Annotated in this window: 11 protein-coding genes; 2 read left to right on the top strand and 9 right to left on the bottom strand. The window is 68.7% G+C overall.

Annotated elements, in window-relative coordinates:
* Window positions 1–8: 8 nt before the first annotated feature.
* From KEG38_RS29835 to KEG38_RS29850, 4 genes are all read right to left on the bottom strand, one after another.
* The gene (locus tag KEG38_RS29835; RefSeq protein ID WP_272423304.1) at window positions 9–4,202 is read right to left on the bottom strand and encodes an aminotransferase class V-fold PLP-dependent enzyme; all 4,194 of its coding nucleotides are present in this window, start codon (window positions 4,200–4,202) and stop codon (window positions 9–11) included.
* 62 nt (window positions 4,203–4,264) lie between these two features.
* On the bottom strand, window positions 4,265–4,759 hold the full coding sequence (locus KEG38_RS29840; RefSeq protein ID WP_272423305.1) for a hypothetical protein: 495 nt from the start codon (window positions 4,757–4,759) through the stop codon (window positions 4,265–4,267).
* Between the two features lie 439 nt (window positions 4,760–5,198).
* Window positions 5,199–7,286, bottom strand: coding sequence for a hypothetical protein (locus KEG38_RS29845; protein WP_272423306.1), 2,088 nt, complete (start codon window positions 7,284–7,286; stop codon window positions 5,199–5,201).
* Between the two features lie 87 nt (window positions 7,287–7,373).
* Window positions 7,374–8,537 carry a hypothetical protein gene (locus tag KEG38_RS29850; protein WP_272423307.1) on the bottom strand — a complete coding sequence of 388 codons (1,164 nt, stop codon included), beginning with the start codon at window positions 8,535–8,537 and terminating at the stop codon, window positions 7,374–7,376.
* A 99-nt stretch (window positions 8,538–8,636) separates the two neighbouring features.
* Between KEG38_RS29850 and KEG38_RS29855 the strand changes: the two genes are divergently transcribed.
* Window positions 8,637–11,708, top strand: a complete 3,072-nt coding sequence (locus tag KEG38_RS29855) for an NAD(P)-binding protein (protein ID WP_272423308.1) — start codon at window positions 8,637–8,639, stop codon at window positions 11,706–11,708.
* Window positions 11,709–12,054: 346 nt separating this feature from the next.
* Here the strand turns inward: KEG38_RS29855 and KEG38_RS29860 are convergent, their stop codons facing one another.
* Complete coding sequence (locus KEG38_RS29860; protein ID WP_272423309.1) at window positions 12,055–13,341, bottom strand: monooxygenase; 1,287 nt, start codon at window positions 13,339–13,341, stop codon at window positions 12,055–12,057.
* A 131-nt stretch (window positions 13,342–13,472) separates the two neighbouring features.
* On the bottom strand, window positions 13,473–13,979 hold the full coding sequence (locus KEG38_RS29865) for a MarR family winged helix-turn-helix transcriptional regulator (protein WP_272423310.1): 507 nt from the start codon (window positions 13,977–13,979) through the stop codon (window positions 13,473–13,475).
* A 97-nt stretch (window positions 13,980–14,076) separates the two neighbouring features.
* On the opposite strand from KEG38_RS29865, the gene grxD reads away from it, so the two are divergent.
* Window positions 14,077–14,391 carry a Grx4 family monothiol glutaredoxin gene (gene grxD, locus KEG38_RS29870; protein WP_272423311.1) on the top strand — a complete coding sequence of 105 codons (315 nt, stop codon included), beginning with the start codon at window positions 14,077–14,079 and terminating at the stop codon, window positions 14,389–14,391.
* 338 nt (window positions 14,392–14,729) lie between these two features.
* On the opposite strand, the gene KEG38_RS29875 is transcribed toward grxD, so the two are convergent.
* The 3 genes from KEG38_RS29875 to KEG38_RS29885 are packed head-to-tail and all read right to left on the bottom strand — an operon-like array spanning window position 14,730 to window position 20,275.
* Complete coding sequence (locus KEG38_RS29875) at window positions 14,730–15,437, bottom strand: uracil-DNA glycosylase (protein ID WP_272423312.1); 708 nt, start codon at window positions 15,435–15,437, stop codon at window positions 14,730–14,732.
* A complete protein-coding gene (locus KEG38_RS29880; protein WP_272423313.1) occupies window positions 15,434–16,636 on the bottom strand; it encodes an esterase/lipase family protein in 1,203 nt (400 codons plus the stop codon). The genes KEG38_RS29875 and KEG38_RS29880 overlap by 4 nt, the downstream gene beginning before the upstream one ends.
* A gap of 15 nt (window positions 16,637–16,651) precedes the next feature.
* Window positions 16,652–20,275 (bottom strand): FG-GAP-like repeat-containing protein, encoded by a 3,624-nt coding sequence (locus KEG38_RS29885; RefSeq protein WP_272423315.1) that lies wholly within the window; start codon window positions 20,273–20,275, stop codon window positions 16,652–16,654.
* Between the last annotated feature and the right edge of the window lie 102 nt (window positions 20,276–20,377).

Consider the following 20,377-nt stretch of genomic DNA (forward strand, 5'->3'; position numbering starts at 1 on the left):
GTGTCTCCTCAGAAATCGTACGCCCGGCGCGCGTGGGAGGCCTCCAGCGGCGTCGGGAACCAGCGCAAATGGCGGAAAGCTTCCGGGATGTCAAGCTCGCCGTGCGGATCCGACGGACCCTCGACGGGGGCGCTCGCGAATATCGACCGCGCTTCGTCGAGGTACGCGGCGAGCGCGCTTTCCGGCTCACTCGTGCGCATCGATCGATATTCGAGCTCGCCCCCGCGGTAGGCCAGATCGTTCAGGCGGAGCGCGGGCCGGGGACGGCCGGCGACGTGCGTCCACAGGCCCGTTTCGGCGTCGCACCGGTACATCGGGAGGAGCTTCCAGCCGTCGTTCGCGATCATGTGGATCGCGGCGACGATGTAGAGGAAGACCGTCTCCGTGAGGAAGGAATTGAAATGAATCCGGACCCAGCCCGGCCGGAACACGCCGCCGCCGGCCTCGAGCGCGCCCGCGAAGGCCGCGGAATGCGCGTGGTCGATGTCGAGGATGCGGTGGCCATACGGGCCCGTGGAGGCGCATTGGCCGTGCGCCTGGATGCCGAAAAGATCGTTCAGCAGGGCGACGACGAAGTTCCAGTGGAGGAACTGGTCGCGGCCGTGGCGGATCAGGAGCGACACGAAGGACAATCGTTCGAGGTCCGGATCGCCGAGCAGCCAGATCTTTCCATTCGTTCGGAACGAGGCCATGGCGCGCTTGACGAAATCGTTCTCGCGGGCGCGAATCGTGTCCGTGCCGATGGCCGCCTTGAGCTGAAAGGCAAGGCCCGCGCGAATGGATTCGAGGACGGCCTCCGTGCCCGTCTCCTTGCGTCGAGCGACGAGCGAGCGTTTGGCGACGAGGACGAAAGGAGCGCCGGGACCACCGATGAATTCGTGCGGCGAGAGGAAGACGGCGTCCTTGGACGCGAGGGCGCCTTGGCCCGCGGGGTTCATCCGAATGTCGAGGGAAGGCCCTGCGGCGGTGCAATCCCAGAAGGATAGCGCGCCGTGCCGGTGCAGGAGGGTCGCGATCGCGACGTCGTCCGAGAGGATGCCCGTCACGTGGGACGCCGCCGAAAAACTCCCGATCTTGAGCGGGCGGTCCGCATGTCGGAGGAGCTCCGCTTCGAGCGCATGGAGATCGATGCGGCCCTCGGCGTCCACGTCGATCGTCACGACGTCGGCGATGGATTCGCGCCAAGGAAGCTCATTCGAAGGGTGCTCGTAGGGCCCGATGAAAACGACGGGGCGCTCGTGTTCCGGAATCCGATCCCGCAGGCGATACCGTTCGTCGAGCGCGGGCGGTACCTCGAGCCCGAGTGCCCGGACAACCTCGTCGATCGCGGACGTCGCGCCCGATCCGCAGAAGATGACGATGTCGTCGCTGCCACCCCCCACGCTCTGGTGGATGAGTTCACGCGCGTCCTCGCGGAGGAGCGAATTGGGGTGGAGCGGCATCACCTCGCTCCGGAGAAACTCCTCGAGGAAGCTCAGCGAGCGGCCCGATGCAGCTTCATTCGCATGAACCAGGCGCCGCGATCCGAAGGGCCCGGGAACGACCATATCGTCCCCGATGACCGAGGCGCGCACCTTCGCGAGGAGCGCCTCCTTGTCGGAACGCGCATCGCGCGGCCACGCTTGCGGGCGGGTCGCGTCCGCATCGTCATGCGGGGCGTGGGGGACGTCGAGCAAGGTCCGGAGGCCCTCGACGAACCCGCTCAAGCTCTGCCCGACGAGTGTTTCCGTACCAGCCGCGGCGGCCCGCGCCGTGCTCGCCAGGGTCATTCGCATCAGCGTCTTCGTGCCCATCGTGCGATCGCTGTGCGTGCCCACGAGGAGCGCCTGTGTCGCGCGCCGGGCAATGCCGGCGTCCGCCAGCTGGAGGGCGTCGATGAGGTCACGATTGATGGCCTCGGCGAGCGTGAAGGCCATGGCGGGGCTCCCTGCGAAGAGGCGCGCGAGCGGCTCGGGCGAAAGCTCGAGGAGCACCACGTTTTCCCGCGCAATGCACGTGACCCGCTGCGGGCCGCGATCGAGCAGCGCGTCCAGGCCCATGGTCTTTCCAGGCCCGAAGACGGCGAGGTGCGTTTGCCTCGGGCCCGAGCGGACGGTGATTTCGACGGCGCCACGCGCGAGGACGAAGGCCGAGCCGCTGCTCGCGCCTTCGGCGAAGATCGTGCGGCCGCGCGGCACCACGCGCTCGACGAGGACGCTCGCGACCTGCGCGATCTGTTCGACGCTGAAGGATTCGAAGAAGGAAAGGGCGAGGAGAGAGGACGCGATGTGCGGCGAGATCGGCTGGCCCTCGCCGAGATCCTCGACCGGCGCAAGGACGGCGGAGGGCGCGGGGCCCGCCATTTCACGGGTGACGGCACGCAGCTCGTTGCAAAGAAAAAGGGAGAGGCGGCGCAGGACCTTCAGCGCGGCGGGGTGGCGCGCGCGGCGCAGGTGCTCGAAATCGGCGATCTCCAGCGCGACACCCGAGGTGCGCCGGACCGCGGTGACGGTGGCCGCGCGCAGCATGGGCTGGTTCAAGGCGAGCTCGCCGAGCACGCCGCCCGGGCCACTCTCGCCGACGAAGATGCGGTCGTCCCCGGGCGTCCGGCTCGAGACCGCGAGGAGCCCGTCCTCGACGAGATAAAGCCTGTCCGCCGGCGAGCCCTGCATGCAGAGGACATCACCGACCTCGGCGCGGAAGGGTCGCATCAACGAGGCCATCTCGCGAAGCTCGTCGCCGTCGAGGTCCGAGAAAAGCGCCGTGGCCTGGAGCAACGCGGCAATCGCCTCGGGGCCGTTCGTCGTCCGCGTGGTGACGCCGGAGTCCGCTTTCGCCTCCGCCTCCGCACCCGCGGCGCGCCGAATGCCGCGAAGGACGGCGCCCGAGAGCTGCTCCCAGGCGTGGCTCCACGCCTCGGCGAGCTCGTCGGCCATCTGGCCGCCCTCGGAGAGATCGAGCTCCGCGCGGAGCGCCTCGCCAAAGGAATCGACGTGCACCTCGCGGACGCCGTAAAGCACGTGCCGCGCGCCGAGCTCTTCGAGCATCGCGTGGAGCCCGTGCGCATCCCGCAGGCAAGCGACGCTCGCGGTCAACGCGGTGACGAGCTTGCGTCCCTGGCCGGAGAGATCGTCCGGGAAAAGATGCCGCATCTCGGGGTGGCGCGCGAACAAGCGATCATAAAATCGCTGGGGGAAGCTCGAGCGCGAGAGCGCCCGCTTGAACATCATGCGCACGAGCTCGGCCTGTCGTTCCGACGGCGAGGCCGCGATCTCGGGGAGCAAGCCGAGCGCGCGGCTCGTCGCGACCACGCCTTCGAGGGCATCCGCGAGCGCGTCCGCCGAGGCGAAGCGCTTAGCGGGATCCTTTTGCACCGCGCGATCGACGGTCGCGGCGAGCTCGAAGGGGACGTCGGGGCGGAGCGCGGCGATGCTCGGCAGGGGCTCTTTGAGGATTGCCTCGACGAGCTGCATCAAAGGCCGTTTGGGGCCGTACGGTGGCACGCCGGAGAGCAGCTCCCAGAGGATGAGGCCGAGGGAATAGATGTCGCTCGCGATGGTCGCGGGCGCGCCCTTCCACAGCTCGGGCGCGAGGTAGCGAGGCGTGCCGAGGATATCCCCTTTCCGGGTCACATCGGCCGAGGGCAGGACCGCATTCGCCACGAAGCGCGCGATGCTCTCGGGGCCCGCCTCCTCGGGCGCGGGCCGCGCCGGGACCTTGGCGACGCCGAAATCGATGAGCTTGCCAGCGCCCGCGCGGGTGCGCATGACATTGGCCGGCTTGAGGTCGCGATGCAGGACGGAGGCGCGATGGGCCGCCGCGAGCCCACGCGCGACGTCGACGCCGAGCGCGAGGATCTCCTGCCAGTCGAGCGTGCCCGCGAGTGTATCGAGGCTCTGCCCGGCGACGAGCTCGTACACGATGTAAGGCTGCCCGAGCGCCTCGCCGCTGCGGTAGACCGCGACCACGTTCGGATGCTCGATCCGGCCGAGCGCGAGGGCTTCGAGGCGGAAGCGCTCGCGATCACGTTCGGCCGGAGAAGCGCCGCGGATCATTTTGATCGCGACGTGGCGTTCGAGCGTGAGATCGAGGGCGCGCCAAACCTCGCCCATCGCACCCTCGCCAAGCCGCTCGAGGAGGCGATACCCGTCGAACTCCGTGAGGGTCCGCGGGGCGGGGGCGGAGGATGCAGGCGGGGGTGCAGAGCGGCCCGATTCGAACACGCCGCGATGGTAGGCCAGCGCGTGGGGTCGGCAAGACGAATCGGCGCGGGAAATCTGCGGGGTCAGGCCAAGGCTTGCGCCTCGCCGTGCGCGGGCGGTGTCTGCTCGATTCCACCGGTCTCCGGGTTCACATCCTCAATGGGCTTGCGTTCGCGCAAGTAACGACGGATGGCCTCGTTTTGCACGAGGATCGGCCCGAGCAGCGCGCCGCGGGCCTTTCGATCGGCGTCGCTGTCGGAGGGATACTCGCCGAGGATCATGGCCACGGCCTGGAGCATGAGGGATTGCCCCTTGGCGCGCGCGTCCTTCACCTGGGCGTAGGTCACCTGCCCGCCGAGCCCCTCGATGGCGGCGCGGTACTTCCCTTCGAGGTCCCTGAGCCGCAAAACGTGCCGCGTGAGGCCGAGCTCGATCACGAGCGCCTTATAATCGGGCTCGTCGACGCGCGACAGGATGCGCTGGACCTCCCCGAGCTCCTCCACGAACGGGAGGGACGTGACGGCGCCCGCGCTCTTTTTGGGGGACCTGCCGGGCAACGTGCGCGAGATCGCGCGCACCCTCGGGAGCGCGTGCCTGCTCCGGCGGGTGAGGCGATGTCCCGCGAGGGCGGGATCGTTTTCGGGAAGGCCGGGGCGATGTCCCACGAGGGCGGGGAGACGTCCCGCGAGGGCGGGGCGATGTTCCGCAAGGGCGGGCCGGCGTCCCGCGAGGGCGGGGCGATGTTCCACGACGGCGGGGTGGCGTTCCACGACGGCGGGGTGGCGTTCCACGACGGCGGGGTGGCGTTCCACGACGGCGGGGTGATGTTCCACGACGGCGGGGTGATGTTCCGCAAGGGCGGGCACGCGTCCCGCAAGGGCGGGGCGGTGTTCCGCGAGGGCGCCCAATGTGTGCAACCGGAATCTTGGGCAACTCTGGGCAGATGCGCTGAATCTGCTGGGGATTCGGACGTAGGGAGGGAGCGGAAGCAGAAGCGGGAGAGGGGGAGCGACCGCCTCAGTTCCCTGCGTCGAGGAGCGGCAGCGTGCCGATGGTCTCGGGGAGAGGGCCGTCGAACACCGTGCCCTCACTGGGCTTGAGCCTCAGCGTACCGCCGGCCTGATCCTCGCCGAAGAGCACCTCGACGCTCGTCCCGTCGAATGTCACGATCGCGCCGATCATGCCTGGGGCCGTCGACAGATAGGCGTTCGAAAGGGATCCCGCCGGCGCGAGCAGCGTCAGGAAACGCGCCTGTCCGCCTGCGGCCGGGTCGCGGACGTCGAGCCGGTAGCCGCCATTCATTTCTGCTTCGAGCGACGGCCAGGCGAGCACCTCTGCGCTGGGGAGCGCGGGGAAGAGCGGCCTTACCTCGAGCGAGCCTTGCGCGCCGCTCACCTCCCACCCCTCGCCGAGGGGTTTGGGCGCGATGGGCGCATTGAATTGCCACACGGCCTGTGCGCCCTCGTTCGTGTCGACGCGATCCATCACCACGAAGGCGCCTGGTCCCTTCAAGAAGAGCACCTCGCGATCCACGCGGCCCACGGCCGCTTTCCCGCCGTAGACGGGCGTGATGTCCGCGCGCAGGTAGAGGAATTGCGGCGTATCGTGCAGCGCTACCAGGTTCGACGCGCCATTTTGCATCGTGACCGTGGCGCCGTTCTGCTCGATACGCACGAGGTTGTGCGCCTCTTCGTTCTGGTAGATCCCCGATTGGGACTGGATGTTCTGATCGTAGGCCAGCCATTCGCCCTGGTAGATCAAAAGCGAGCCCTGGTCGCGGTGCGCGTGGCTCTCCGTGAAGGGGCCGGCGATGAATGCGCCCCACGAAGCTTTCGTGTCCCAGCCGTTCCGGAAGTAGACGTTCCCCGTGCCCGGCGCGTGGTATGTCGGGTGCAGATCCGAGAGCGGGCGTTTGGCGTGCGCCTTCGTGTAATAGAGAAAGTCGTCGATGTACATGAACCGCTGATCCATCTGCGGCACCGAGCAATCGTCGAGCCAGGTCTGCGCCACGTCCGTGAGCGGATCGTCCGGGCCGAGCAGGTGGGACAGGGTCAGCACGTAGGAACGATGGTAATCGAAGAGGGCCGCCGTGCTGTCGCGCGCGTGGTCGCCGATCGGCGCGATGCGATCGAGGGTGGGCACGGTGGAATGGATGAGGCTCGGCAGCGACGCGCGCGTGTGGCTCGTGAGATCCCAGATCCGCTCGCCGGTGCTCGATTCCCACAGGTCGTAGAGCCGGAACAGGTTCTTCATGGCCACGCCATAACCGGTTCCCTCGCGCGAACCGCCGCCCTGGAGATCACTCGTGAACGTGGGCACGAGCTCGTCCTGGATCTTCGTCTCGCGGAACATGTCGATCCACGTCTGCGCGTTTTCGTGCTCTCCGACAGACGTCAGGCCGAGGAGCATCGTCGCGCGCAGAAAGGAGTAATAGTAGTTGTTCGAGGGGTTCTCGATCGACCAGCCGCTCCACGGATAGGAGACGCCTCCCCAGCTCGCCTCCTCCGGGTGCCACACGTTCCAGACCGCCTGGTTGGCATACGCGAGCCAGCGGGCGCGCTGCTCGGGCGTGGTGGAGGCGAAGCACCAATCGTGGACCAGCGCGAGGTCGCCGATGGTCTCGCCGACGTAGAGGTAGCTGTCGTGGGCTACTTCGGCGCGCTCTCCGGCGGCGGCCAACGCCTCTTCCGCGGCGACGCGCGCTTCGACGCTGTCGACGGCGTATTTGCAATAATCCGCCTCGCCGGTAAGGACGCCGAGGAGCGCCGCGAAGTGCGCCTCGAATGCATAGACATTGCCATTTTGCAGGTGGCCGTCGACCATGTCCCGGAAGCGTACGGCGGCCGGTTCGGCGTTTGCGAGCGCGGAGGAGAGTCGCGTGCGGTTCGCCTCGTTCAGGTAGATTCGCGGGTGTTCCGTGGGGATGACGGGGCCGCCCCCGCCGGCGGCGCCGCCCCCTCCCGCACCGCCGGATCCGCCCATCGACGTTGTCCCGCCGCCGCCCTGCCCGCCGGTGCCGGTGTCCTCGGGCGCGTCCGAGCAGGCCGCCATGAACAGAGCCGCGAGCGCCGCGGCAGAGCTGAGAAATAGTCTGGAAGAAATCATGGCTCATCATGCCCGATACCCCGCGCGGCAGGGACGAAAATCAACGCCCTGCCATGCGGGGTACCGTGCCGTGGCCACCGTTTCGTCTCAGTGTTGCGACAGGCAAGAAAGGATTGCGCCCCGCGAGAGTTTCACGGCGCTCTCGGGCGGGCTTTCTCCCGATTTCACGAGGGCCTCGTCGAGCCTCGCGTAACAATCAGCGCCCACGCGCTCCGGACCCAAGGACGCCACGTATGCGATTCCCGTCTCGAGGATCTCGGCCTCCTGCGCCGGGAGCGCCACGGTCCGATACCCCGAGGTGTCGCTCCAGTACCCTTCCACCCAGACGAGCTCGCCGGGGACCCACGCCCCCTCGACCCAGTGCCCCTCGATCCAGATATCCACCCATTGCCCCGGGTCGCAGACCGTTTCGTAGAGGTCGGTACACTCCTCGTACGAATACGCGGGATCACATTGGGTCTCGTAGTACCCCGTGTCCACCCACTCGTCGGTCCATTCGACGCAGTTGCCCTCGTCGTCGTATCCGGAGCAGTAGCTCTCCCAGTATCCATCTTCGACATACACGTCGTAGCAGGTCTCCTCGACCGTATACGTGTCGCACTCCGTGCTGACGTATTCGTCGTAGCAGGCGCCGTCCTGCCAGACGGATTCGTAATACCCGTCGACCCATAACTGCTCGTAGTACCCGTCCGTGCGGACCCAGGCTCCCTCGACCCAGGTGCCGCTTTCGACCCAGACATCTTGATAAGCGTGCTCCGATTCGGTGAGCACGAGGTAGAGCGACTCCCAGACGAGCTCCCCCGTGGGCTCGATCCGCGCGTCGGCAAAACCCATGTCGCGGACGGTGCGGTTCCAGGTAGCGATGGCCTCGGTGTCGCTCCGGAGCACCCGGTCCGCGGCGTGCCCCAGAATGTCCACCCGGCTCTGCTCGGAGCCGTCGATCGGCGCCATGATCTCGGCCGAAAGCAGCCCGATCGAGAGAAATGTCTCCACCTTGTCCCAGGTCGGTCCGACAGCCACGACCTCGTTCGGCCCGGGTCCCTCGTCCACGCGACGCGCAAACTCGGCGTCGAGCGTGCGCGCCTTTTCGTCGAGCGAGCCCCGGGACATCGTGTCGTCGACCATCTGGTCGAACGCGGCGAAGAAACCCGGACTGTACTCGACCGGCGGGAGCTCCCGATCCCCCGATCCGAAGAAGCAGCCGCCGAGGAAGGGGACCATCAGTAGCGAGAGCGATCGAAGCAAACCCATGGTGGCTCCTTGCGAAGTATCCCGAAGCTTGACGTACGCCGCCGAGGTCTTGCAAGCAATCGTTGCAAGCCTGCGCGGGCCCACTATCTTCGCGGCCCCGTGAACCGCGAAAGAATCGTCATCCTGGGCGGAGGAATGGCCGCCCTGACCACGGCATTCGAGTTGACCAGCACGCCAGGCTGGGAGGAACATTACGAGGTCACCGTCTATCAGCAGGGACACCGCCTCGGCGGGAAGGGCGCGAGTGGCCGGAACCACGAGCGATTCGATCGCATCGAGGAGCATGGCCTCCACCTCTTCTACGGCTTCTACGACAACGCATTTTCCGTGATGCGCCGCTGCTACGAGGAGCTCGGGCGCCCCGCGGGCGCGCCCCTCGCGACCCTCGAGGAGGCGTTCGAGCCGCACTCGCTCATCGTCTTCGAGGAGCAATCCGAGGGCGTCTGGCAGCACCAGCCCTTGCTTTTTCCCCGGAACAGCGATCCTCCGGGCCTCGGCCGAAAGGTCCCCACCCCGGCCGAGCTGATCCCGATCATGCTGCAATTCCTCCTCGACCTCTTCGACGAGCAGCCCGCGCTGCGCAACGGCTCGGACGCGAGATCACGGTCGCTCGGCGTCGGAATCCGTGTCCTCCGCCGCGGCGTCGCGCGCCTGCTCGCGTCCCTGCGCGAGCTTCTTGCTGCGCCCGCGGAAAACCTCGTCGCCGTGCGCCGCGAGGAGCTGCTCCGCCGGCTGCTCGCCTGGTCCGCCGCCGTGTTTCGCCGCTGCGAGCCGCTCCTCGCGCAGCAGCCGGAGATCCGGAGCGCCTGGGCGGCCGTGGACATCACGCTGGCAATGATCCGCGGGATGATCGCCGATGGCCTGACCGATCAGGACGACGTCGATTGGTTGCGCCTCGACCACGAAGACTTCCGGGCGTGGCTGCGGCGGCACGGCGCCTCCGAGGCCTCCGTGAGGGCATCGACGGTTTCGGGCGTCTATGCTGGGGCCTACAGCGCCGGTCGCGAGATGGGCGCGGGGACGGCCCTGCACTGGACGTTGCGGATGCTCTATACCTACCGCGGCGCAATTTTCTACAAGATGCAGGCGGGGATGGGCGACGTGATCTTCGCCCCGCTCTATCAGGTCCTCCGCCGGCGCGGCGTGCACTTCCGTTTCTTTCATCGTATCGACAGGCTCCGCCTCTCGGCCGATCGCCGGCGCATTGCTGCGATCGAGATGGGCCGGCAGATCGCGGTGAAGGGCGGCGCCGATTACGAGCCGCTCTTCGACGTGAAGGGCCTGCCCTGCTGGCCGAGCGAGCCCCTCTACGATCAGCTCATCGGCGGCGAGGCCCTCCGCGCGAGCGGGGAGAGCCTGGAGGACTGGGGATCGCGTTATCCTGATCAGGAGCCGCCTCTCGTTCTCGAGGACGGCCGCGATTTCGATCGGGTCGTCCTCGGCGTGGGGCTCGGCGTTTTGCCTGCCCTCTGCGAGGAGATCGTCGCCGACGCAAACAATCCGCGCTTCGCCGCAATGATCCGGGAGATCACGACCACGCCGACCGTGTCGTCGCAGCTCTGGATCCGCGACGATCTCCGCGCGACCGGCTGGCACCTGCCGCCGCCGGTCATGATCCCCTACGCCGCGCCCCTCGATACCTGGGCGGACATGAGCCACCTCCTTTCGCGTGAGAGTTTTCCCGAGCCCGGGGGCCCCCAAAGCATTGCGTACCTCACCGCGGCCATGGACGACGACGAACCGCCGCCGATCGAGCGTTCCGCCTACGTCGGTTACGCCGCAAGGCAGCTCGAACACGTGCGTGCATTCACGGCAGCCCACCTCGACGCGTCCGCGGCCCACCTCTGGCCTGCCATTGTGCGGCCCGACGGCGCCCTCGATCGCAGCCGCCTCCACGCGCCGGCGTCGAAGGGCGATCCTCTCGCTTTTCAGCATTTCAGCCCGGTCCAGCACCCGTCGGATCGGTACGTCCTCTCGCCGCGGGGGACCACGCGCCACCGCCTCGCCGCGGACGAGTCCGGCTACGAAAACCTCGTCCTCGCCGGGGATTGGACCCTCACGCCCATGAATCTCGGCTGCGTCGAGGCCGCGACGATGTCCGGCATTCGCGCGGCCCAGGTGCTCACGGGCCTGCCGATCCCGATGCACGACGATTGGCTCCGCGGCCGCCCGCGTGCGCCGGCGAGCTCCCCCGGGCCGCTTTACATCGAGCGAGGCGTCAACGAGTCGACCTCGCCGCCCTACGACGCGCGGTCGAGCGTGATGGTCGCCGCCCTTCTCCGCGCCGAGCCGCGCCGCCTGCGTGACCTCTGCGCCCGTCACCTCGGCCTCCACGAGGACCGCGTCTACATCCCGCTCGGCCCCTCGGTGGTGTTCTATGCGCAGGACAATCGTCTCCTTTCGGCCATCGACGCGCCGGGCGTGGTCGCGGAGCGTGATTTCGGCTTTCTCGTCCCGGTGGCAATCTGCGAGCGCCGCGGCGGACGACTCGAACCACTCGCCGTCGGCGCGTATACCCCTTACCTCTGGGTCGATCTCGGTGCGGCGCTCGTCGGCGGCCGCGAGGTCCTCGGTTTTCCCAAAGGACACGCCGATCTCGGCTTCGAGGCCACGGCCTCCGGGCATCTCGCCCTCCACGTCGACGCATGGTTACCGCCCGAGGGCGGCGGCGCTGCCACCCCGTGGCGCCACGAGCGGATCGTCGAGGCACGCGACGCCGGCGAGGGCGCCCGCGAGACCTCGCTCCTCGACGCCTTGCGCGCGAGCCACGACGCGGCCTGGCTCGGCGCCGCGGGCCTCGACACGCGCGCGCAGGTCCGGCTCCTCGGCCTCGCGGCCGATAGCCTGCGGACCGGCGCATTCACCATGGTCTTCCTCAAGCAATTCCGCGACGCCGCCCGGCGCGAGATCGCCTGCTATCAGGCCATCGTCGAGGCCCCGTGCCGACGCATCGGCGCCCCCCGAACGAGCGCGAGGCTCCCTCGCCCGATCGAGCTTTCCGTCTCGCGGCGCGTCGGCCTCGCAAGCACGCTCGGGCTCGTCGGCGAAGGCGGCGACGAGCGGGTGCGCCTGCGGGCCCTCGCCAGCTTTTACATGGAGCTCGACTTCACGATCGGCGTCGGCGAGGTCGTGACCCCGCGTTCGTCGGGAGCAAGTCGATGGGTCTCATGAGGAACCGCCGCGCCGGGGTTTCACCCCGGGCCCGACCAGGGGTTGTCCACCCCTGGACCCGGACCAGCGCAAGCGCTGGACCCGGGGTCGATGAACTGCGCGATGCGCAGTTCATCGAACAGGCCAGGTCAAGACCAGGAGCGATCCTGCCAATCAAGACCGCCGCGCTGCCATTTCAACCGGCAAGGTCGTCCTTGGTCTTGCCACCGGCCTGTTGGAAGAACTGCGCGATGCGCAGTTCTTCCACGAAAGGTCCAGGGCTTGCCCTGGTTCGGGTCGAGGGGCGAACAGCCCCCGCGGGGCCCGGGGCAGCGCCCCGGCGCGACGGTTGCCCCGGGCGCGGGCGCTACTTACCGATCAGCGTCGCATACAGGATGTTCGTGCACATCTCGTCGTTCGTCCCTTCGCCCCACGTCGTGGGCGTCGTGCGCCCCCGCGTGTCGAAGTCACACGAGATACCAAAGGTGCTCCCGGGGGCCACGTCGAGGGGCGTCTCGTACCACCACAGGTCTTGCCAGTGGAAATTCCATCGGTCGACGTCGGTGAGGCATTCCTGCCCGTCCTCTCGTTTCAGGATGGTGCGCTGCGTCCGGCCGATCACGTGCATGTGCGGCATTGCGCCGTAGACGCGGATGCCGCCGGACGCATCGACGCCGCCGTAGGACCCCAGCAGCGAAAGCGACAGGTCGACGCTGACATTGGCTTGCGCATCCTTGGGGGGCAGCGAGAACTGAAAGCTCCCGACCGGCAGCAAGTACGCTCGCGTCAACGAGGTGTCCTTTTCGAGCTGGTACGTGACCTTGGAGCGGTCCGTGAAAGGTCCTCCCGTGAGCGGTACGTTGTAATGCACCTGGAGGGCGATCTTGCGGCCCGCGCCGTGGAAGATCCCCGTGCCCGCGGGCAGGATCGTCGCTCCGCTGCCCGGGACCCAGACACCGTAAAGGACGGAGTTTTGCACACCGGCGGCGCCGAAGCACCGATACCCAGGCCCGGGATCCGCGGCGTCCAGGGCCTCCGCGTCGGCGTCGGCCTGGTCGTCGGCCAGGTAAAAGAGCGATACATGGTGCACGACGCGCGCATCCCCGGGCTGGATGTCGTACCCCGTGATGAACGTGTCCTCGGTGATGCCGGGATCGACGACGAAGCAACGGTATTCGTCGAGCTCGCCCGGAGGAGGCTCGGGCGTGTAATCGAGGCCGATGTCGAAGGTCGCGAGCTCGCCCGCGAGCTTCGGGGTATCGAAGGCCGGCGGCGGGGGCGCGTCCTTCGGATCCCCGAGCGGCGCGCCGGCCTCGGACCAGCGCTGGAAGAGCGCGATCTGCTCGTCGCTCAGCCACCGGGCATTCTTGTAGGTCTGGCACGATCCGTCGTTGTTGACCGGCATCGGCGGCATCGTGCGGGCCTCGGTCGCGGCCGCCATGGCCCCGGCCATGTTCGCCGCGGTCTGGGCGTCGGTCAGGGAGAACGGCGCGATACCGCCGGCCTCGTGGCAGCTCGCGCACGCCTCGTTCACGAGCGGCGCGATGTCCTTGTAATACGTGGGACCGGTCGAGCCGCCGGGGTTCTCGGCGCCGCCGCAGCCGGCGACGCAGCCAAGAGCCAGGAGCGAGGACACGGCGATGGGACGTCTCATGGTTCCTCCATGCGCAGAGGGCGACAAGCAAAGAAGAGCGGCCCGCCCGCTCGCACGCACGCATGGAGAGTATCTGTAGAGATGTATCTGTCAAGATACATCCGCGGATGGATGTATCTTGGCAGATTCATCTATCCACGTCGTGGCGTTTTCTTTTCGGGCGCCTCGGAGCCATCCTCGCGCTCGCCTGCGCGCAGGACGAGGTCGTGGATCAACTCCAGCGCCGCGAGCACGCGGGCCTTTTCGCGCGCGGTGGCGTGGATGAGGAGGGGCTCGAGCGCCTCTTCGACGTTGCGCGTCATGCGCTGTTCGACGGCTTCCTTGTAATGCACGGTGGCCTCGATGCGTTGCTTGCGCCGGTCGTCCGCATCGGGGTAGCGGCGCACGAACCCGTTGCGTTCGAGCTCGGCCAGGACCTGGGAAATGCGGCTTTGCGCGATCGAGAGCTGCGTGACGAGGTCGCTCGCGGTGAGCCCCGGGCGCTCGATCACGGCCCGCAGCACGAGCCGCTCGGCCACAGCGCGCAGCACGAGGTGCTCGACCGAGGGCTCGTCGGGCACCCCCTCCGGAGCGGCCATCGCGCGCTCGGCAAGCATGGCCAGCCTTCGGCCGACGAGATAGAGGGAGGCAGCATCCATCCGCCCTTGCTCACGAAGATCACGCGTGCTGTCAAGACGGAAGCCCCCACCTCCACGCCTCGCCCCGCCGCTTCCCTTACGCTACGTTGTCGCCGCCATGAGCGACGTGCGTCAACGGATCCAGGAGATCATCGATCAGAACCGCGTGGTCCTCTTCATGAAGGGGACGAAGAGCTTTCCGCAGTGCGGCTTTTCCCAGCGCGCCGTGCAGATCCTCAAAGCAGCGGGGGCCGAGTTCGCGGACGTGAACGTCCTGAAGGACCCCGACATCCGCCAGGGCATCAAGGAGTTCTCGAACTGGCCGACCATCCCGCAGGTCTACATCGACGGGAAGTTCGTCGGCGGGAGCGACATCCTTCTCGAGATGCAGGCGTCGGGCGAGCTCGCGCAGCTCCTCACGCCGAAGAACTGACTTCTCGGGGCCGCCGCGCTGGGGCGTTGCCCCAGGCCCCACCAGGGGCTGTCCGCCCCTGGACCCGGACCAGCGCAAGCGCTGGACTCGGGGTCGATGAACTGCGCGATGCGCAGTTCATCGAACAGGTCGAGTCAAGACCAGCGAAGGCCCTGCCAACCGAGACCGCCGCGACCGGCAACGTTGTCCGTGGTCTTGCCACCGGCCCGTTGGAAGAACTGCGCACCGCGCAGTTCTTCCACCAAAGGTCCAGGGCTTGCCCTGGTTCGGGTCGAGGGGCGAACAGCCCCCGCGGGGCCCGGGGCAGCGCCCCGGCGAGACGGCCCCAAGAACAGACCCTAAACGCGCGCTCGCTTCAGCGCTGCCTCCAGCACCTCGTCGAACATCGCCGCGGTGAGCCGGCCTGTCTGCGTGTTCTGCTGGCTCACGTGGTAGCTCCCGAACAGCCACGCGAGGCCCCCGCCGCCGCGTGGATCCGGGATCTCCGCGCGTGCTCCGTGGGCGAAGGGAGGCGCAGCCGAGACATTGCCGTGCTTCTTGGCGAGCGTGAGGACCGCGTCGTAGCCGGTTTTTCCGAGCGCGAGGTAGGTGTGTGCCCGGTCGAGCAGCGCGAGCTCCGCTTCGAGCCAGGGGCGGCAGGAGGCGAGCTCGGCCGGCGTGGGCTTGTTCTCGGGCGGCGCGCAGCGGCACGGGGCCACGATGAAGGCGCCCGTGAGCGTCAGGCCGTCGCCGCGGCGCACGCTCGTCGGCTGTGAGGCGACGCCGGCCCGGTGGAGCGCGGCGTAGAGGAAATCGCCCGAGCGATCCCCCGTGAACATGCGGCCCGTGCGGTTGCCGCCGTGCGCGGCCGGCGCGAGGCCCATGATGATCAGCGTGGCGTCAGGGTCGCCGAAGCCGGGGATCGGACGGCCCCAGTAGGTCTCGTCCCGGTAGGCGCGGCGTTTTACGCGCGCGACCTCTTCACGCCATGCGACCAGACGATCACAACGGCGGCACTCGACGAGCGCTTCGTGCAAGAGCTCGAGCGACCGCCGCTTGCTCGTCATGACACCCCACGCACGCTCGCCGGGGCGCTCTTCGGCGCGCGCTCGGACAGGGGCGTGCGCGCGTCGCGTAGCTCCTCGCCCACGATCATGCCGGCGACGATTCGATCCATCACCACGTCGAATCGCACGCGCTGGAACCGCGCGCCACTCGCGAGCCAGTCCGTGTGACCTCCCGCGCCGGGGAAGTGGCCGACGATGTCGAGGTGGTCCGCTTTGCCCACCCAGACGAGGTCGCCCCAGATCTGGGAGGTCAAAGGAACGACGCCGTCGTTTGCCGTCGGCGGCAAGGCCTCGCCGAGCATCGCCTTGAGCTTCGCTTGCGCCGATCCGTCCGCCGCCGCGCACGGGTAGCGCTCGTCGAGGCGGCTCGTCAGGTTGTAGAGCGCCGTGAAGATCGTCGCGCTCATCGCGCTCCACGGCGAGCGCAGCGCCGTGATCCAGTCGCGCACCGCGTTCGAGGGCGCATACGTCGCGACGCACTGGTACCGCACGCCGGGGCGATCTTCGACGCCGGCCTGGAAGAGGTCCATCGCCTCGGGCATGAGCTGCACGACCGCGCCCTGATCGCCGCGGAGCAGATCGAGCCAGGTGCGCAGCTCGCGGCTCGACGCCTCGTCGAGGACCTTGGCCACCGCGTCGACGGCGCGGTTGATGATCTCGAGCTCGAAGTTGCCGATCGAGAGGCGGCCAAACGCGGCGACGAGCGCGGAGGTCGCGGCGAGCGGGGGCGCGCCGAGCTTGAGCGCGGTCACGGTGAGCGCGGAGATCGCGTAGAGCATGCGCTGGCCGCTGACGGTCGCGAAAAAGGCCGCGAGCGGCGTGCCGTAGTGCGGCGTGTTCATCGTGGTGATCGACGAGAGCCGCGGCAGCCACGCGAGGTCCTTGCGGGCGACGCCGGGCAGGCGCGCGGTCGGGGAGGCGACGAGGCGCGCGTCGAGGCCGCCCGTCGAGTGGCCGATCACGTGGATGGGGCCGTCGTCGTCGCCGGCCGTGGCGGCGATCATGTGCGCGAGCTTGGCCGCGCGGCGGCAGACGCTGGCCGTGGGGTGGACGTCGCAGACGAGGACCTTGGCGATGCGGCCGCGCTGGCGGAAACGCTCTTCGAGCGCGACGACGAGGTGCTCGAAGTACTCGAACGAGGCGAGCCGCGCGAAGCCGAACATGCCGGGAGAGAGGTAGATACGAACGGGAGGCGACACGAAGGAGAGGGTAGCTTAGCTACGCGCAGGTCGCCGCCTCGCCAGCACGAGTGCGAGGCCCGCGAAGAAGAGTCCCGCCGCGCGCCCGCCTTCGCGGCCATGGCCGGCAGCCCGACAATCGCAGCCGCCGGAGGCCTCGAGCGGTCGGGGGAGGCGGGCTTCCTCGCAGGCCAGGGCCGTGAGCGGGGCCTTGGCCTTGAGGAGCGTGCCCTGCGCGAGGCGGGTCTCGAGGTTGCCTGTGTTGCGGTTGTCGTGGTGGTAGCTCTCCCAGGCGATGACGCCGTCGGTGCGGCCGCGCGTGTGCCAGACGTGCAAGAAGCCGCTGCGCGTGCCGGCCGCGACCTCGAGCGTGCCGTCGCCGTCGAGGTCGCCGACGGCGGCCGTGGAGGCGATCCACTGGCCCGTGAACTTGGGAAAACCCGCGGGCTCGCGGCCGCAGGCGTCGTAGGCGTGGAGGAAGTAGCCGCCCGAGCCGGTGATGACCTCGGGGTAGTCGTCGCCGTCGAGATCGGCGATCGCGTGGTTGTTGAAGAACGTGAAGTCTTCGAGCAGGAAGGGCGAGCCGGGGAGCATCGCGCCGGTCTTGCCGCTCCAGACCGCGAGCAGGTGTTCGCCCGCGCCCGTGCCACCGCCCTGGAGCGCCTGCGTGAGCGAGAGCGAGCCGCCCGAGGCGACGACGTCGGGCACGCCGTCCTGATCGAGGTCGCCGACGGAGGGGCTCGAAAAGAGCGGGAGCATCGTGTTCGGCTGAGAGGCGCGCGTGAGCGGGCCGAAGATGCTGGAGGGCTCGAGGCCGCGGATCGTTTTGTCCGGATCGCTCGGGTCGGGACGAGCGGGAAGCGCGTTCGCGGGCGGCGCGCCGAGCGAGGTTTGTCCGCCGGGCTCGGTGGGCACGACGAACGGTAAGCTCACGTTGCCGTGCGCGACGGCGGCGAGCTTGCCCTCGAAGCGCGCGATCGCCGGGGAGTTCGGGATGCCCTCGGCGACGAGCGGGAAGAGCTCGAAGGAGCTGAGCGAGACGGGCCAGCCGGCGAGGATCGGGCCCTCGGGGGCCTTCGTGCCGCGGCCGTCGACGACCGTGATCCCGCCGAACTGACCACTCGTGCCGAGTCGCTCGTTCGAGCCGAGGACGAGGTCCATCACGCCGTCGCCGTTGAAGTCCGCGACCGCGGGCGTCGTGAGGATGCGGCTGCGCTTCGTGGGGTTGTTCTCGGGGTCGATGCGGATCTCGACGGGGAAGCCGGGCAGGGGTGCGGCATCGGCGTCGAAGACGTGGACCTTGCCGTCGAACGCGGCCTGCACGATGTCGAGCCGGCCGTCGCGATCGAGATCGACGAGCACGGGCGAGGCGAAGGCGCCGCGCGTGATGCGCTGGTCCTCGTCCATGCAAGGGCCCGTGGGCGGAGGAAGGTCGACGCCACGCGGGCACGAGGGGATATGCGGCAAGCGGCGCGGAAAACCTTGGCGAACGGAGCCGTCGGCTTCGAGGACGTAGATCGTGCCGGCGAACGTGGTGGCGACGATCTCGATCCTGCCATCGTCGTCGAGGTCGGCGATGGCGGGCGCGTTCATGAACCCCTCACGCGCGAGGTTCGGATCGACCTTGCCCGACGCGTAACCGGGCGCGGTGATGTGGCTCGGCGTCTCGCTGGCGGGCGGAGCGGTGAGGCCGTCGATGGGGGTCGTCTGGAAGGGGAAGCCGGGGAAGGGGACGGGGCCGGCCTTCGTGAGCGTGAGGACGTGGATCGCGCCGCCGCCCGTCGGGACCACGAGCTCGCGTACGCCGTCGCCGTCGAGATCGGCCATCTTGGGGCTCGCTTCGAGGCTGTCGCCGAGCCAGACGGGAAAACCCCGCGCGAGGTCGGGATCGCTGTGCACGTAGTAGGTGCGGCGCATCTCGCCTTGCACGTCGCCGACGGCGCCACCGTAGTGCGCGGTCGCGCGGACACGCACGGTGATCGTGTGATCGTTTTCCCCGAAGGGGCTGTCGACGTCGCGCGGATGGCTCACCGTGACGTTACGCACGTCGAGGAGCGCGAGGGGCTCGGCACTGCCGGCGATGAAGGTGGGATCGAGGTTCTCGCGATGATCGAGGACGTGCTTCTGGAAGTCTTCTTCGAGCGGCTGCACGCCGCTCGCCCACTCGACGACGTAGTCGTAGGCGTTTGCCCGCGGCGCGGAGATGGTGCCGCGGATCTGGATCGGGCCAGAGGCACGATCCTTGTAGAGGACCTCGAACCAGCGCGGCGAGACGATGTCGACCGAGGGCGGGATGCGGCCGTCGCGGATCGCCTCGAGCGCGCGGCTCGCGTTGACGCGGCCGTAGCCGAAGCGTTGATCGAAGCCGGCCTGCGAGAAGCGGTAGATCGAGCCGGGCTCGCGCGACTCGGGGACGTCGATGTCGTCGGTCGTGAAGAAGAAGATCGACTGCGCCTCGCCCGGCGAGAGCTGCGGCACGGTGTTGTACTGGAGCGCCGCCGAATAAAGCAGGCCCGCGATGCCGCTGAGCTGGCCCGTGGCCTCGCTGGAGCACGAGGTGCCCGAGGCCGAGAGCAGGTTCTGGCCGCCGTAGTTCGAGCAGGGGTGGAAGTCGACGAAGCTGCGTGAGGTGCGGGCGCTCGCGCCGTCGTACTGGATCGCGTGCACCGGCAGCGTGTGGTTGTTCGCGGCCGGCATGTTGTGGTGACGCGAGTTCTCGTCGGCCATCGAGGTGATGACGAGGACCTTGTTCTCGTACGCGTAGTCGAGCGCGGCCTGCGCGAAGCGCGTCATGTTCAGGGTGCCGAGCGCGCACTGCACGACCTTCGCGCCACTGTCGGTCGCGTACACGACGGCCTCGCCGAAGGCCTGCACGTCGCCGATGAAGCTGTCGCCGACGCGCAGCGGGAGGAACATGCACCGCGGGCAGGCGCCCGCGAGGCCGATGCCGTTGTGGGCCTGGGACGACGAGTCTTCGGCCTCGCCCGTGCCGTGCCCGTACCGCGTGTCGTCGTACGGGTCGTTGTCGTTCTTCATGAAGTCCCAGCCCGAGATGTCGTCGATGTACCCGTTGCCGTCGTCATCGATGCCATCGGAGAAAGCGAGGATCAGATCGCCGGCGTCGAGCACGCCGTTCGCGTTGCGATCGGACGCGGGCAGCGGCATCGAGGTCGCGTAGTCCGAGACCGAGAAGACGCCGTCGCCGTTGCAGTCGAAGCCGGCGAGATCCCCGTCGCCGCCGCAGGGGCTGCCGCCCGTCTGGAAAGGCTTGTGCGTGAGGAGCTCGCGGCGGTTCAGGTAAGCCTTGTCGAGGAGATCGGGCTTCTCCCAGAAGATGCCGCTGTCGGTCACGGCGATGACGACGCGCGGATCGCCGATCGAGACGCGCCACGCGCGGTCGATGCTCATACCCGAGGCGACCTCGTCGGCGCGGCGGACGACGCCCGGCGCGGCGGGCGGCAGGAACGAGTAGTAGTTCCACTGGCCGTCGTGATCGTCCGTGAAGGCGTAGCCCGGATCGTTCGGCCAGTTCGCGGGATCGGCCATGTCCGCGTCGGGCGACGGGGGCCAACTGGCGGACGCGGGGTGGGGCGACAGGGCGCTCGCGAGGGCCAGGGCGGCGAGCAAGCCGCCGCGCCACGAGGGGCGGTACGTTCGCATCGTCTCCTCATCGGCCCCGCGCGGCGCGGTTTCTGGCGAGGCCGCGTAAGTGTGTGTGCGCAAAAAGTACGGGAGAAGGAGCGGAGAGCAGGTAGATGTAGC

The sequence above is a fragment of the Polyangium jinanense genome (assembly GCF_028435265.1).
In the GTDB taxonomy this organism is placed as follows: domain Bacteria; phylum Myxococcota_A; class Polyangia; order Polyangiales; family Polyangiaceae; genus Polyangium; species Polyangium jinanense.

Bases quoted from the DNA above. Each gene is read 5' to 3' on its own strand.
- KEG38_RS29865 (WP_272423310.1), bottom strand. From the start codon at position 13,979: ATGGATGCTGCCTCCCTCTATCTCGTCGGCCGAAGGCTGGCCATGCTT.
- KEG38_RS29860 (WP_272423309.1), bottom strand. From the start codon at position 13,341: ATGAGACGTCCCATCGCCGTGTCCTCGCTCCTGGCTCTTGGCTGCGTC.
- KEG38_RS29885 (WP_272423315.1), bottom strand. From the start codon at position 20,275: ATGCGAACGTACCGCCCCTCGTGGCGCGGCGGCTTGCTCGCCGCCCTG.
- KEG38_RS29850 (WP_272423307.1), bottom strand. From the start codon at position 8,537: ATGGGTTTGCTTCGATCGCTCTCGCTACTGATGGTCCCCTTCCTCGGC.
- KEG38_RS29875 (WP_272423312.1), bottom strand. From the start codon at position 15,437: ATGACGAGCAAGCGGCGGTCGCTCGAGCTCTTGCACGAAGCGCTCGTC.
- grxD (WP_272423311.1), top strand. From the start codon at position 14,077: ATGAGCGACGTGCGTCAACGGATCCAGGAGATCATCGATCAGAACCGC.
- KEG38_RS29845 (WP_272423306.1), bottom strand. From the start codon at position 7,286: ATGATTTCTTCCAGACTATTTCTCAGCTCTGCCGCGGCGCTCGCGGCT.